Consider the following 13,775-nt stretch of genomic DNA (forward strand, 5'->3'; position numbering starts at 1 on the left):
CTGCGGCGGCGTGGCGTCGGCTGTCGCCGTCTCGGGTGCGGCCGCCGGCTGCTGCTGCTGCGCAGCGGCGGTCTTGGCAACTACCTTGTTCTTGGCGTCACCGAGGTACCAGCACTTCTTCTGGGTGCTGCGGTCGAGGTGATAGAACCAATGGCTTCCCGCTGGCGCGGTTCCCTTCGGCGCCGGCTGGCAAGTGTCGGCCGTCTTGGCATCGGCCGTGTTGGTTGCCGCCGGAGTGGCGGCGTTCTGGGCCACGGCGCCGAAGTTGGCGCCGGCCAACATGCTGGCGGCGAGCGCCGCAGCGAATTTCGCTGAACGATTTGACATACACGTCCCCGGTATTTCTTTTTTTACGCAAACGCTGGTGATGCCAATCTCGGTAAAGAGTTGGGTCGCAATGCGCCGCAAATCCGGAATGGGTAGGGCTTAATTGAGGCTCGCGGCGTGCCGCAATTGCGGCAAGCCCGTGGCTGAGGAACCGACTGCCTGGTTGCGCAGCGGCACGCCGGATTCCAAAGCGCGCGACGACACCAGGTTCCAGCAACAGGTTCGGCCGACGCCGGTTCGTCCAAGCACGTTAGTTGCTTTCGAGCACGTCGCTGAACAGCACGTAGCGCTCGCCGTTGAAGCGGACCAGACGCATTTGCTTGATCGGCCGCAGGTCGGTCGGCGAGGTCCGCAAGCGGATGCCGGGCAGCAGCAACGGCAGCTCCATGTCGAGATGGGAGGCCTGCTTCATGACGTTCTCGCGCGTCAGGTCGTTACCGCACTGCTTGAGGATCTGCACCACCGCGTAGCCGATGTTGTAGCCGTAGGGTGCGTAGTAGTCGCTCTTGTCGACATGCGGGTTGTACTTGTCCATCCAGACGTTCCAGGCCTGCATGGCTGGATCGTTCTTCCACTGCGGATCGGCTGGGTCTTTCTGATAGGCCGCGGAGATCACGCCCTTGGCGGCCTGGAAGCCCGCGGGGCGGATGGCACCAGCGATCGAGGAGCCGACGCTGGAGAGGAATTCCTGCGGGTGCCAGTCGATATCGTAGGCCTTGCGGATCGCTTGCGCTGCGAATTTCGGCACCGCGGCGATGAACAGCACGTTGGCGCCTGCGGCCTTCAGCGACACGATCTGCGAATCCACGGTGGGGTCGCTGGTGTTGTAGGCCTGCTGCGACACGATCATCGTCGCAGCCTTGTCGCCAAGCCCGCGCTTGAAGCCGAGTATGTAGTCGCGGCCCAGATCGTCGTTCTGCGCGAGGATGCCGATCCTGGCCTCCGGTAGCGTCGACAGGATGTACCTGGCGTAAATCTCGCCTTCGGACGCGTAATGCGGCGTCCAACTCATCGTCCACGGATAATGCTCGGGATCGTTGAAGATCGTCGCGCCGGATCCGACGAAGAGATGCGGCACCCGCTTCTGGTTGATGTATTTCACCACCGCCATGTTGGGTGCCGTGCCGACCGGGTTGACGAGGAACAGCACCTCGTCGCTCTCGATCAGGCGGCGGATCTGCTCGACCGTCTTGGGCGGGCTGTAGGCATCGTCGAGGCTGACGAAGTTGATCTTGCGGCCGTTGACGCCGCCCTGATCGTTGATCATCGCGAAATAGGCGGTGATCGAGATCGCGCCGGCCGAATAGGCCGATGCCGGACCGCTATAGGGCGTCGTGGTGCCGATCTTGATGTCGCGGTCGGTGACGCCGGGCCCGGAGTGCTTTTGCGCAAGGGCCGGCGTCACGGCGAGGGCGAGCGCGAGCGCCGCCCATGCCTGGATCGTCGAACGTCTCCTCCTCATTCGCGTCCTCCCCCATTTTTGGTCGGGCGAGGTCGGCGGGACGTCGGCTAAAGCGCGATGAGGGAAAACCGCTACACACTTTTCCGGATCATGCTTTAGTTCTTCAGTACGATGCGTCCCACGACCTTGCCGGCGCGCAGCTCCTCGATCCATTTCTGGACGTCGGCCATCGGCTCTTCCTTCATCGGCGTCGGCTTGATCTTGCCGGCCCGCGCGAGCGCCATCAACTCCTGGCCCTCGGCGAGCGTGCCCACCATGAAGCCTTCGATTGTCATGCGCTTGTAGACCCACTGCACCATCGGCAGCGTGAACTGGCCGCCCATCAGGCCGGACACCACGATCTTGCCGCCGCGTGCCACCGTCGACACCGCAAATGCCATCGACTTTTCGTTGCCGGCAAAGTCGACCACGCCGTCGAAGCCGCCGTCGCTCTCCTTCAGCATGCGCTTGACGACATCGGGCTCCGCCGGGTCGTAGGCTGCCGCCGCGCCGTTCCTCAGTGCGGTCTCGCGTGCCGCGGGGCTGAGATCGGCAACCGTGATCGGCTGCTTGAACATCGCCTGCGCGAACGACAGGCCCATCATGCCGACGCCGCCGAGACCGATCAGCAAGAGATTGCGCTGGCGCGGACGATCGACCAGGCGCTTCAGCGCGCCGTAGGCGGTGACGCCGGAGCACATCAACGTGGCAGCTTGATTGACCGGCAGCGGATCGTAGTCGAGCAGGTATTTTGCGTCGGGCACAAGCACATGGGTGGCGAAGCCGCCGTCGATCGAGACGCCGAGGAAGCGCTGCTTGACGCAGAGGTTCTCGTCGCCGGCGAGACAGTCGCGGCACTGGCCGCAGCCGATCCAGGGGAAGACCGCCTTCTTCGTGCCGACCAGATCCTTCGGCGCGTCGGGGCCGACCTCGTCGACGATACCCGCGATCTCATGGCCGAGCGTGAAGGGCAGGGTCATGCCGCGGGTGGTGTCGAGCTTCTTGCCGCCGCCGAGATCGGCGTAACCGTCCTGGATGTGGAGATCGGAATGGCACAGGCCGCAGCGCTCGATGCGCACGAGCACTTCGCGTCCCTGGGGCTTCGGCGTGTCGACGATGGTTTCGCACAGCGGTGCATCGAATTTGACGAGGGATTGGCGAACCATGCGCGCCATTACGTTTTCTCCTGTTGTTCTATTTTGTGGACCGTATATCGGCCAATTCCCTCGCCATGGCAACAAAGCCGGCGACCGGAATGGTTTCCGCGCGTCGCGTCGCGTCGACATCGGCTGCGGCAGCAAGCCGCGCCGGATCTACCGACAGCGATTTCAGGCTTTGGCGCAGCATCTTGCGGCGCTGGCCGAAGGCGGCAGCCGCGACCTGCTCGAGCATGCGGCGGTCGCACGGCTCGGGCGCAGCGCGCGGTATCAATCGTACCACCGAGGAGGTGACCTTCGGCTGCGGCACGAACGCAGCGGGCGAGATGTCGAACAGGATTTTGGTCTCGGCGCGCCAGTTGGCGAGCACCGCGAGCCGGCCATACGCCTCCTCGTCTTCATGGGCGACGATGCGCTCGGCGACCTCGCGCTGGAACATCAGGACCATGGTGTCGTACCAGGGCGGCCACGGCTCGATCGACAGCCAGTCGACCAGGAGCTGCGTTGCGATGTTGTAGGGCAGGTTGGCGACGATCTTGGCCTTGCCGCCGTCAAGCAAGGGACGTGGATCGAAGCTCTGCGCATCGCCATGCACGATCTCGATGCGGCCGGGGTAGCGCTTGACGACATAGTCCAGTGCGTCGATCGCACGCTCGTCGCGCTCGATCGCGATCACACGCTTGGCGCCGAGCGCCAGCAATGCACGCGTCAGTCCGCCGGGGCCGGGCCCGACCTCGATCACGGTGGAATCTTCCAGCGGACCCGCGGCGCGGGCGATGCGTGCGGTGAGATTGAGATCGAGCAGAAAATTCTGGCCGAGCGATTTGCGTGCCGACAGCGAGTGCTCGCGGATGATGTCGCGCAGCGGCGGCAGATCGTCGATCGCGCTCACTTAGCTTGATGCCGCGGCCATGCGCGCGGCGAGCCGGAGCGCGGCGATCAGGCTCGAGGGATTGGCCTTGCCGGTGCCGGCGATGTCGAACGCGGTGCCGTGATCGGGCGAGGTCCGGATGAACGGCAGTCCCAGCGTGACGTTGACGGCGTCCTCGAACGCGACGGTCTTGATCGGGATCAGGGCCTGGTCGTGATACATGCAGAGCGCGCAATCATAGGTCTTGCGCGCGGCAGCGTGGAACATGGTGTCGGCCGGCAGCGGGCCCCGGGCAACGATGCCTTCGCGGCGCAGGATCTCGACCGCGGGCGCGACGATCTCGACGTCTTCCATGCCGAGCGTACCGTCTTCGCCGGCATGCGGGTTGAGGCCGGCGATGGCGAGCCGCGGTGCCGCCATGCCGAACCGCGCCTTCATGTCCGCAACCACGATCCGCGCGGTCGACACGATCAGGTCGGTCGTCAATTGCGCCAATGCCTGGCGGACCGACACATGGATCGTCACTGGAACGACGGCGAGTGCCGGCGACCACAGCATCATCACCGGCTGCGGCGCGTGGCCGCCGCGGGCGGCAAGCTCGGCGAGGAATTCGGTGTGACCGGGATGACGGAAGCCGGCGCGGTACAGCACGTTCTTGGCGATCGGATTGGTGACGACGGCGCTGGCCTTGCCCGATGCGACATCGGCGACGGCCTGACGGATCGACGCCAGCGCCGCCTCTGCGCTCGTCCCGTCGGGCTTGCCCGGTTGCGCCGTCGCCGCCTTGCCGGTTGGAACGACGGGGAGGGCGCGTGCAAACGCCGCGGCGGCCTCCTCGGCGCTGACCTCGGCTAACTCGACGGCAAGGCCGAGCGTCCTGGCGCGTTCGGCAAGGGACGTGCGGTCGCCGAGCAGATAGAACGGCGGGAGATCGAGTTCGCGGCGCCGCAGCCATGCTGCGAGCGTGATATCGGGGCCGATGCCTGCGGGCTCGCCGGAGGTCAGTGCGAGAGGTTGAGCCATGCGTCAACGATAGTCGATCATCGCCCGCCTGGATATTCGATCATCGCGGCTTTTCGGACTTCCTGCAGGTAGGTTTTCGACTTCGCCTCGTACTTCTGCACGTACATCTTGTCCCGCATCTCACGCTTCTTCGGCGTGTCCACGGTGGTTGCCTTCCTGCCGCAGAGCGCGACCATTTCGATGCCCTGCTTGGTGACCTCGGGAGGGGTGAGGTGGCCGACCGGGGTCTTGTCCAGGATGTCGCGCAGCGACTGCGGCAGGTCGGCCGATGTCTTCACGACGATTTCGCGGATCGCTGCGTTGCGCATCGCCTTGAAGGAGGAGTTGGCCTCCTCGCAACTGGTCACGCGCTCGCGCAGCGAGTCGGCTTCCTTGCGGCGGCCCTCGAATTCCGACTGCGGAGCGCCGCGGGGCACGATCAGAACGACCGGCTGCATCCTGTATTCGAAGGCTTCGGCGTCGGGGGCGTCACCGGTTTCCTTGACCGCGGTCGCCACGTCCTTTTCTCCGACTTGCAGGCTTTCCTTGAAACGACCACGGACGAGGCTGGTCCAGACCATGTCGGCCCTGATGCGTTGCTTGAGCGTTTCCGGGCGGATGCCCTTGCCCTCCAGCACCTTGGTCAGTTGGTCGCCCGAAAGCCGCATCCGCTGCGCCATGCCGCCAAAGGACTGATCGATATCGTTGGCGGTCGGATCCACGCCAAATTTCTTGGCTTCCTTGATCTTCAGCTTCTCGTCGATCAGATCCTGTAGGATGACCTTCCGATCGGGGGCCTTGCCGCCGGTCAGGGCATTCAGCTTCGCGCGCTGCTCGATGTCGAAATTGGTGATGGGTTCGCCATTGACCATCACGGCGATGGTCTGGGCATGCAGCCGCGCACCGCTCCCCAACACGAGGAAAAGAGCCAGCAGGGAACTCAACACTAGCGAATGGCGGCGCCTTGGCGGGCTAGCGGTCGTCATTATTGTCATGTCAGCCGTTTAAACCAATTCAAGCCGGGGCCACAGGCCCGCGGGCAATACAAGCCCTCGCTCTTTACTGCACGCCAGCCGAACTGCTGGTCGTGGAGGTTTGGGCGATCGTCCGCAGCCCGATCTGGAACATGAACGCGTGGCTGAGGACGGGCGGCTGCGAACCGGCCTGATAGGTATAGGAGGTGATGTAGTTGGCAGCCAGCACGAAGCAGTCGTCCACATAGCCTGCGCCGACGGCATACTGGTTGATCTTGTTCGCTTCAAGGTCCCAGCGCGCCGCACCCTGAACCACCCAGTTCGAGGCCACCTTGACCGATCCGCTGGTGAGGATGCCCTCGCGGCGCGTCAAATACCCGAGTTCCGGCTGCGCCGCATAGTCGCCATACGTCACCGCGATCGACCAGCGGTCGAAATTCGCGGCCGCCGTGGCTTCGAACCGGTTGATGTTCCAGGTCGCCTCATCCATCCGCGACCGGACGCTGAAGGTGTAGGTGCGGTTGGGCGAATAGGCGAGGCTCGCGACATAGTCCGAGCGCGGGTTCTGCAAGCCGGAGTCGATGCCGGTGTTGGTGACGTCGGCGACCGCGAACGAGTTCATCCCGAACATCTGGTAGGACTGTCCGAACATTCCCTTGATGCTGCCACCGTGGTCGAACTGCGTGGTGGCCTGCACACCGACATTGGCGCGGCTGCCGCCTTCGACACGGTCGTAGCCGGAGAACTTGTCGACCGCGAACAGGTTGCTGGTGTCGAACACCAGGCTCTGTGCGTCCTCGTTCGGAAGCTTGCCGGCATTGGGTTCGTTGGGCCGGATGATGACCTGCGCGATCGGCTCGACGGTGGTCGTGCCCCACGGCTGCACATTGATGAACGGATAGCGGTATTCGAGGCCGACGGTCGGCATCAGGCGGACCGTCTGGGTATCGCCGACCGGCAGGAAGTTGGAAACGCCCGGCTGGTTCGAGATGTCGGCGTTGATCGCATCGGCGCGGACGCTGGCGAACGGCGTCCAGATCTGGCCGAGCGGGTCGGTGTAGGACTTGCGCCACTGCGCCTCGGCGGTCAGCCTGGTGTAGGTGCCCGGCATGCCGCGCAGCAGGCACTGCGAGGGCAACCGCGCCATCGGATCGGCGGACGCGGTCGTGCACAGGCTGTTGGTGTTGGCGGTCGTCGTGATCGGATCGAACACCGCGGTTTCGCGGGTCAGGTTGACGAAGTTCACCTTGTAGCTGAACTCGCCACCCAGGATGTTGTTGTTGATCACGTTGTTGTAGTCGATGACCGGCGCGACCACGGGGACCTGATTCTGGTTGCCCGAGTAGCTGAGATAGTAGATCGCGCGCGCGTCGAAGAAGCTGCGGTTGCCGACGCCGGTCAGATAGAGCTGCGAGATCGCTTCCGTCGGCAGCGACAGGAACGATCCGAACGGATCCTTGTACTGGGCGAGCCGGTAGTCGGACATGAAGAAGTAGTCGGACAGCAAGACGCCGTCCCAACCCCAGACCCATTTGTCGTTCAGCGCGAACTGACCCTTGGTGTCGACGCCCCAGCGGAACTCGCGATCACCGGGCTGGCCCTTGAAGGCGCCCTGATCGAGTTGGTCGATGCCGTAGAGCCGGATCTGATAGGAGCCGTCCGCAAAGCGCTGGCGGAATTCGGTCTGCAGCAGCACACCCTGTTTAGACGTGATGCGCGGACTGAAGGTCGCGTCCATGTCAGGCGCGATCGCCCAATAATAGGGAATTTCGACGCCGTAGCCGAACGCTGTGTAGCTGGTGAAGCCCGGCATCAGGAAGCCGCTCTTCCGCTTCACGGTCGGATCGGGCGTCGAGAAGTAGGGCAGGTACGCCAACGGAACGCCGAAGAATTCGAGCTGGGCGTTCTCGAAATAGAGCATCTTCTCGGTCTGGTTATGGATGATGCGCGCGCCCTTGACCTGCCAGAGCGGCGGCTTCTTCGGATCATCCTTACAGGGCGCGCAGGCGGTATAAACGCCATTGTCGAACACCGTGTAATTGCCGCTCGACCGATCGGCGCGTGTCGCCGCCATCCGGGTCTGGTCTTCGGTATCGACGCGCAGCGAATCGACGAAACCGTCGCGGTAGTCGTCGCTGAGATCCATGATGTTGGCGTAGGTGATCTTGCCTTCCGCATCGGTCATGCGGATGTTGCCTTCGGCATGAAGACGCTTGGTCTTCTGGTCGTAGATGACCTTGTCGGCCTCGACGCTGGTGCCGTTGTAGAACATCTGGACGTTGCCGACGGCCGAGATGCGCGAGTTGTTGTAGTCGTAATCGACCTCGGTCGCCTGAACGAGCATCTGCCCGTCATTCTTGGCCGGCGCGCGGGGCGGCTTCGGCGGGCGCGGATTGTAGGTGAACGCCTGCGCGGCGGCCGGCGTCGACGCGACAACGTCGAGCGCGCTGACCACGACGAGCGCGGCGAGGAGAGCAGAGATAGAAACGCCAAACGCGGCCATGCGGCTCCGTTGACGGCGCAGGGCACTGCGCCGCCCGAATGCAGGCGACATCAACTGGCGGGCGGCGACACTAGCCACTACCCGTCCTCCTGGTACAGCAAGGCTAAGAAACCGGTGAGGCTACCCACGACGACGGGCAACCACGCCGCAGCGATGGGATGCATCAACTCAGCCTTGCTCAAATCTTCAGTTACTTTCGACAGCACGTAGAGCAGAAAGCCTGCGCCCACGCCACTCAAAACCATCTTCTGCACGCCGCCCATCCGAAAGAAGCGGAGGCTCACAGAAGCCGCCAACATCACCATCGCAGCCAGCAAAAACGGCTGTGCGATGAGCTTGTGATACTGCAACCGATAGCCGGCCGTCGCGAACCCTGAACTCTCCGACGAACGGATGTAGTTCGGCAGTTGCCAAAAGGACACAGTTTCAGGGGTAGAGAAGCTGTTACGCACCTGTGCCGGGGTGAGGGTGGTGGTCAGGTAGAAGGTGTCCTGGTCCACCGGAGGCTTATCGAGGGTGTATCGGCGTACTCCCTGGAAGACCCAGCGGCCCTCTTCGAGCGCCGCTTCGCGCGCTTCGATTCGCTCCTTGAACTGCAACGCCGTATCGAATCGGAACACCGTAAGGCCGGTCAGCCGGACGCCCTGCTGTTCGCTGCGGGCGGCGTTGATGATCGCCTGACCTTCGTCGTTGATCTGGTTGAGCCAGAAGCCCGAGGCGTCCTGGATGCCGCCGCCCGGCGCGGAGCCGAACAGCTCGGCCTCCATCCGCTTGGAGAGCTCGCGCAGATTGGCCGATACCGGATTGTAGGCCGTGGTCGCGAAGATGCCGAGCACGATCGCACTGGCCAGCGCCGGCGAGATGAACTGCCAGGCCGAGACGCCGGCGGCACGCGCCACGACGAGCTCCAGCCGCCGCGACAAAGCGAGATAGCAGGTCATCGCGCCGATCAGCACGCAGAACGGCATCAGCTTCTCGAGCAGTTGCGGCACGCGGAATAGCGAGGTTTCCGCGACAGTGATCGCGGACGCCCCGATGAGGCCCGACGTCTTGCGCACCATCTCGATGTAGTCGACCAGCACGAGCAGCACGAAGATGCCCGCGAACACGCCCACTGCCGCGACCACGAAGCGGCCGGCGAAATAACGCCCGAGCGTGTTTGTGACCATGCTCATGCGGTTGCCGGCCTCCGGAAGAGGCGCGCGATGCGTTCGTTGTTCCGGTTGATCGCTTCCATCAGCGCCGCCGGCGGTTCGACGACCACGCCGCCGACGATCATCCAGATGCCGATGCCGATGCTGCCGAACAGCATCAGATATTGCACGAGCGCCGCGATCGGGGTCTTCACCGCCATCACCGAGCAGGCGAATCCGACCATGCGCAGGCCGAACACCGCGAACACCGAGCCGCCGATCGAGAAATTGCGGCTTTGGCGCGTGGTGCGCGGCGCGCCGAGGAAGGCAAAGGTGAGGGCCGCGAACGCGAACGGATAGATCGGCGCCATGAAGCGATCATGCAACTCGGCGAAGAACTGGCCTGACAGCTGCTGATAGGTCTGATCGTTCTCGTCCGGCCACATCAGCTCCCAGAGGTAGCGCTCGCGAATCCCGAGGGTGACGTCGCGGCCCTGCGAGAATTTCGACATGTCGAAGCCGTAGCGCTGAAACACCACCAGCGCCGGATCGCGCTTGCCGGTCTCGAAGCGTTGGAGATTGCCGTCGTAGAGCACCAGGAACGAACCGCGCTCGGTCTTCTGCACGGTGCCGTGGTCGGCGATGATGGTGACCCGCTCCTGCGGATCGCGGCGATCGTCGACGAAGACGCCGCCGAGCACGCCGCCGGGCAGGCGCTCGCGGATGCGAATCGTCAGGTTCTGGTCGAGCTGGGCGAAGCGGCCGGGCTGCAGGATGTTGGTCAGGACGTCGGCGGTGATCTCGGCATCCCACTGCTTGATTCGGCGCATGCCGTCGGGGGCCAGGTAGGCGCCGATGAAGGCGACCAGTGCGGCCACCACGCAAGTGGCGAAGAAGAATGGCCGGAACAGCCGGAACGGCGAGAAGCCGGCCGCGTTCATCACGATGATCTCGGAATCGGTCGCGAGCTTGTTCAGCGTGTGCGAGATCGCGATCATCAGTGCAATCGGCGCGATGATCAGAACCAGGGCCGGAATCACCAGGCCGGTGATGCCGAGGAATGTCAGGATGGTCTGACCCTGGCTGGTCATCAGGTCGATGCCGCGCAACGCCTGGGTAATCCAGATCACCCCGGTGAGGCTGACCAGGACAAGCGCAAACGACGCCAGCGTCGTTTTAAAGATGTACTTGTCGATCGACCCCATCGCTACCGCACGACCCCCGAGACCCCCTGCACGCAGCCAAACGCGCGGCTTTCGACCAATCCCGTCAACCCGGGTTCCCCTATGGTCGAGCCGCGGACTCGTCCGGCTCACTCTCTGTCCACTCTCTCAGTACCATCCCTTTGATCCGTCAACAAAATGGCCGGGCCAAGGCGCGCTTAATTTATGGTTAATTAATCGCTTTTGTGGCCTTCCGGCCACTCCGGCGCTTGGCAGCGGCGCAGCCGACAGGTCATAGTGTGTGACAAGCCCGGTCCGGGGCGTTCCGGACCGCCATCCCAATGCTCACGCCGAGTGCCGGAAGGACCGCCTCAGGTCCGAGCAACACCCTGAGTTCTGGAGGATTTTCCTATGTCCGACGCCGTCAAGGTCGGCTTTGTCCCATTCTCCGCGTCCGCTCGCGGCATCCTGGTCGCCTTTTGCGACGAGCAATTGAAGCTGGGAGCGGCCACAAGGAAGGCGCTGGGAGCCGCCGCCGAGACGGTCAAGCGGGCCGCCGCCGCCAACCAGTTCAAGGGCAAGAGTGGGGCAGCTCTCGACATCCTGGCGCCGGAGGGAATCAAGGTCGACCGCCTGATCGTGATCGGCACCGGCAAGGTGGCCGACCTCAAGGAGAAGGATTTTCTCAAATTCGGCGGCGTTCTGGCCGGCAAACTGAACGCCGGCAGCGGTTCGATGACTGTCATTGCAGAACTGCCCGATGCCGCGATGGGGGCCGGCCAGGCTGCCGCGATCGCCACCGGCATTCGCCTGCGCGCCTACAAGTTCGATCGCTACAAGACCAAGAAGAAAGACGGCGAGAACGGCGCCGTGCGGGCCGACGTCTCGATCGCCGTCGACGACGTCGCTGCTGCCAAGAAGGCGTTCGCGCCCGAATCGTCCATCGTCGACGGCGTCAATCTGGCGCGTGAGCTCGTCAACGAGCCGCCGAACGTGCTGTACCCCGAAGAGTTCGCCCGCCGCGCAAGCCAGCTCCGCAAGCTCGGCGTTACCATCGAGGTCCTCGACGTCAAGGCGATGACCAAGCTCGGCATGGGCGCGCTGCTCGGTGTTGGACAGGGCTCGGCGCGGCCAAGTCGTACCGTGATCATGCACTGGAACGGCGGCAAGAAGAGCGAGGCGCCGGTAGCCTTTGTCGGCAAGGGCGTCTGCTTCGACACCGGCGGTATTTCGATCAAGTCGGCCGGCGGCATGGAGGATATGAAGGGTGACATGGGCGGTGCGGCCTGCGTGGTCGGGCTGATGCACGCGCTCGCCGCGCGCAAGGCCCGCGTCAACGCCATCGGCGCCATCGGACTCGTCGAGAACATGCCCGACGGCAACGCGCAGCGTCCCGGCGACATCGTCACCTCGATGTCCGGCCAGACCATCGAAATCATCAACACCGACGCCGAGGGGCGGCTCGTGCTCGCCGACGTGCTCTGGTACGTGGCCAAGAAGTTCAAGCCGAAATTCATGGTCGATCTGGCGACGCTGACCGGCGCGATCATGGTCGCGCTCGGCACCGATCACGCCGGCCTGTTCTCCAACAATGACGAACTCGCCGAGCGCCTCGCCAAGGTCGGCCTCGAGACCGGCGAGAAAGTGTGGCGCATGCCGCTCGGTCCGGAATACGACAAGCAGATCGACTCGCAATTCGCCGACATGAAGAACACCGGCGGGCGCAATGGCGGCTCGATCACCGCGGCGCAGTTCCTGCAGCGTTTCGTCGATGGCACGCCGTGGGCCCATCTCGACATCGCCGGCACCGCGATGGGCGCGCCGAAGACCGAGATCAATCAGAGCTGGGGCTCAGGCTACGGCGTCCGGCTGCTCGAACGGCTGGTCTCCGATTACTACGAAGCCAAGAAGTAAAGTGTCAGCCGACGCATGACCGAGGTTCTGTTCTACCATTTGCAGAACATGACGCTGGAAAGCGTGCTGCCGCCGTTGCTCGAGAAGTCACTCGAGCGCGGCTGGCGCGTGGTCGTGCAATCGACGTCGCAGGAGCGCGCCGAGACGCTCGACGCGCATTTGTGGACTTACACCGACGATTCGTTCCTGCCGCACGCGAGCTCGCGCGTGGCCGACGCACAGGATCAGCCGATCATCCTGTCGATCGAGGAGGGCAATCCGAACCGGGCCAACGTCCGCTTCCTGGTCGACAATGCAGCGCTGCCCGCCGACTGCGACAGCTACGAGCGGGTGGTCCTCGTGTTCAACGGCGACGATCCCGATGCGGTCGCGTCGGCGAGGGAGAGTTGGACGGCGTGCAAGGCGCGCGGCTTCGAGGTCACCTATTGGCAGACCGACGAGCGGGGACGTTGGCAGCGGCGCCAATAGCGATATCTACTAATTAATGATAATTCGACGTTTCCGGGGGCGGGTCACGGTCATGCCGCAAAGTGATGTTCGGACAAGCCCTTAGGTAGAGGGATCAGGAGCCTTGTCGATCGTGCGAGATGGAACATTCAGTCGGAAGTCGCTGCTGGCGTTGCTGGTGCTTGCGCCGGGCCTTGCCGGCTGCTCGGGCGCATCCGACGTGTTTTCGCGCGATGCGGACTGGTTCTCGCGCCCTGGGCGCGTGTTCATCCGCAACATCTCGATCGAATCGCCGCCGCTGACGCCGGACAAACCGGTGACCAACGACGATCTCGTCAGTGCCGACGGAAGCTGTCCGGGCATGGCACCGCCGGCCGGCGCCACGGACGCGAACGCGCAGGCTCCGGGTGCCCCGCCGCCGCAGCCGATGGGCGGCAGCGTCGCACTCGGCCACACCGAATGCGACGTCGTGCGTGGCATCGGCGCCCCCGACAGCGTGAACCTGTCGAGCGGGCCGGGCGGTGGGCGCGTTGCGGTCGTGACCTGGTCGCGCGGCGCGCGTGCAGGTATCTACACCTTCACCTCGGGACGCCTGACGTCGGTCGAGCGTGGTCCGGATCCTGTGCCGGAGCCGAAGGCCGCGAAGCCGAAGAAGAAAAAGACTGCGCACGGTTAGGGTAGCGGCAGGACGTTGCCTGCAAGCGCGGGCATAACACCGGAAAGAATGAGAGCCCACGATTCCCTCCACACGTCGTCCCTGCGAAAGCAGGGACCCATACTCTGCGGCGGATGTGGTGAAGGGGACTCGTCGTTCCGCGACTGCGCAACAATGACCATCAGTGG

General features: G+C 64.1%; 11 protein-coding genes and 1 pseudogene. 3 read left to right on the forward strand and 9 right to left on the reverse strand.

Annotated features, from left to right (window positions below; genetic code table 11):
* The 9 genes and pseudogenes from H8A95_RS36385 to lptF all read right to left on the reverse strand — a co-directional run.
* Positions 1 to 327: pseudogene (locus tag H8A95_RS36385) on the reverse strand (hypothetical protein); the annotation flags it as partial.
* 250 nt (positions 328 to 577) lie between these two features.
* Positions 578 to 1,789, reverse strand: coding sequence for an ABC transporter substrate-binding protein (locus tag H8A95_RS36390; RefSeq protein WP_229187466.1), 1,212 nt, complete (start codon positions 1,787 to 1,789; stop codon positions 578 to 580).
* Positions 1,790 to 1,884: 95 nt separating this feature from the next.
* Positions 1,885 to 2,943, reverse strand: a complete 1,059-nt coding sequence (locus H8A95_RS36395; protein ID WP_229187467.1) for an alcohol dehydrogenase — start codon at positions 2,941 to 2,943, stop codon at positions 1,885 to 1,887.
* 19 nt (positions 2,944 to 2,962) lie between these two features.
* The gene (rsmA, locus tag H8A95_RS36400; RefSeq protein ID WP_229187468.1) at positions 2,963 to 3,817 is read right to left on the reverse strand and encodes a 16S rRNA (adenine(1518)-N(6)/adenine(1519)-N(6))-dimethyltransferase RsmA; all 855 of its coding nucleotides are present in this window, start codon (positions 3,815 to 3,817) and stop codon (positions 2,963 to 2,965) included.
* The gene (pdxA, locus tag H8A95_RS36405; protein WP_229187469.1) at positions 3,818 to 4,819 is read right to left on the reverse strand and encodes a 4-hydroxythreonine-4-phosphate dehydrogenase PdxA; all 1,002 of its coding nucleotides are present in this window, start codon (positions 4,817 to 4,819) and stop codon (positions 3,818 to 3,820) included.
* A 17-nt stretch (positions 4,820 to 4,836) separates the two neighbouring features.
* Positions 4,837 to 5,784, reverse strand: coding sequence for a SurA N-terminal domain-containing protein (locus tag H8A95_RS36410; RefSeq protein ID WP_229187470.1), 948 nt, complete (start codon positions 5,782 to 5,784; stop codon positions 4,837 to 4,839).
* Positions 5,785 to 5,857: 73 nt separating this feature from the next.
* The gene (locus tag H8A95_RS36415; protein ID WP_229187471.1) at positions 5,858 to 8,275 is read right to left on the reverse strand and encodes an LPS-assembly protein LptD; all 2,418 of its coding nucleotides are present in this window, start codon (positions 8,273 to 8,275) and stop codon (positions 5,858 to 5,860) included.
* A 77-nt stretch (positions 8,276 to 8,352) separates the two neighbouring features.
* A complete protein-coding gene (lptG, locus tag H8A95_RS36420; RefSeq protein WP_229187472.1) occupies positions 8,353 to 9,450 on the reverse strand; it encodes an LPS export ABC transporter permease LptG in 1,098 nt (365 codons plus the stop codon).
* Positions 9,447 to 10,613: an LPS export ABC transporter permease LptF gene (gene lptF, locus H8A95_RS36425; protein ID WP_229187473.1), complete on the reverse strand. Its 1,167-nt coding sequence runs from the start codon at positions 10,611 to 10,613 to the stop codon at positions 9,447 to 9,449. Before lptF ends, lptG begins: the two co-directional genes overlap by 4 nt.
* 369 nt (positions 10,614 to 10,982) lie before the next feature.
* On the opposite strand from lptF, the gene H8A95_RS36430 reads away from it, so the two are divergent.
* The 3 genes from H8A95_RS36430 (at position 10,983) to H8A95_RS36440 (ending at position 13,608) form a co-directional block, all read left to right on the forward strand.
* Positions 10,983 to 12,485, forward strand: coding sequence for a leucyl aminopeptidase (locus H8A95_RS36430; RefSeq protein ID WP_229187474.1), 1,503 nt, complete (start codon positions 10,983 to 10,985; stop codon positions 12,483 to 12,485).
* Positions 12,486 to 12,500: 15 nt separating this feature from the next.
* Positions 12,501 to 12,953: a DNA polymerase III subunit chi gene (locus H8A95_RS36435; protein WP_229187475.1), complete on the forward strand. Its 453-nt coding sequence runs from the start codon at positions 12,501 to 12,503 to the stop codon at positions 12,951 to 12,953.
* Between the two features lie 103 nt (positions 12,954 to 13,056).
* On the forward strand, positions 13,057 to 13,608 hold the full coding sequence (locus H8A95_RS36440) for a hypothetical protein (protein WP_229187476.1): 552 nt from the start codon (positions 13,057 to 13,059) through the stop codon (positions 13,606 to 13,608).
* Positions 13,609 to 13,775: the final 167 nt, after the last annotated feature.

Source organism: Bradyrhizobium oropedii, from assembly GCF_020889685.1.
In the GTDB taxonomy this organism is placed as follows: Bacteria; Pseudomonadota; Alphaproteobacteria; order Rhizobiales; family Xanthobacteraceae; genus Bradyrhizobium; species Bradyrhizobium oropedii.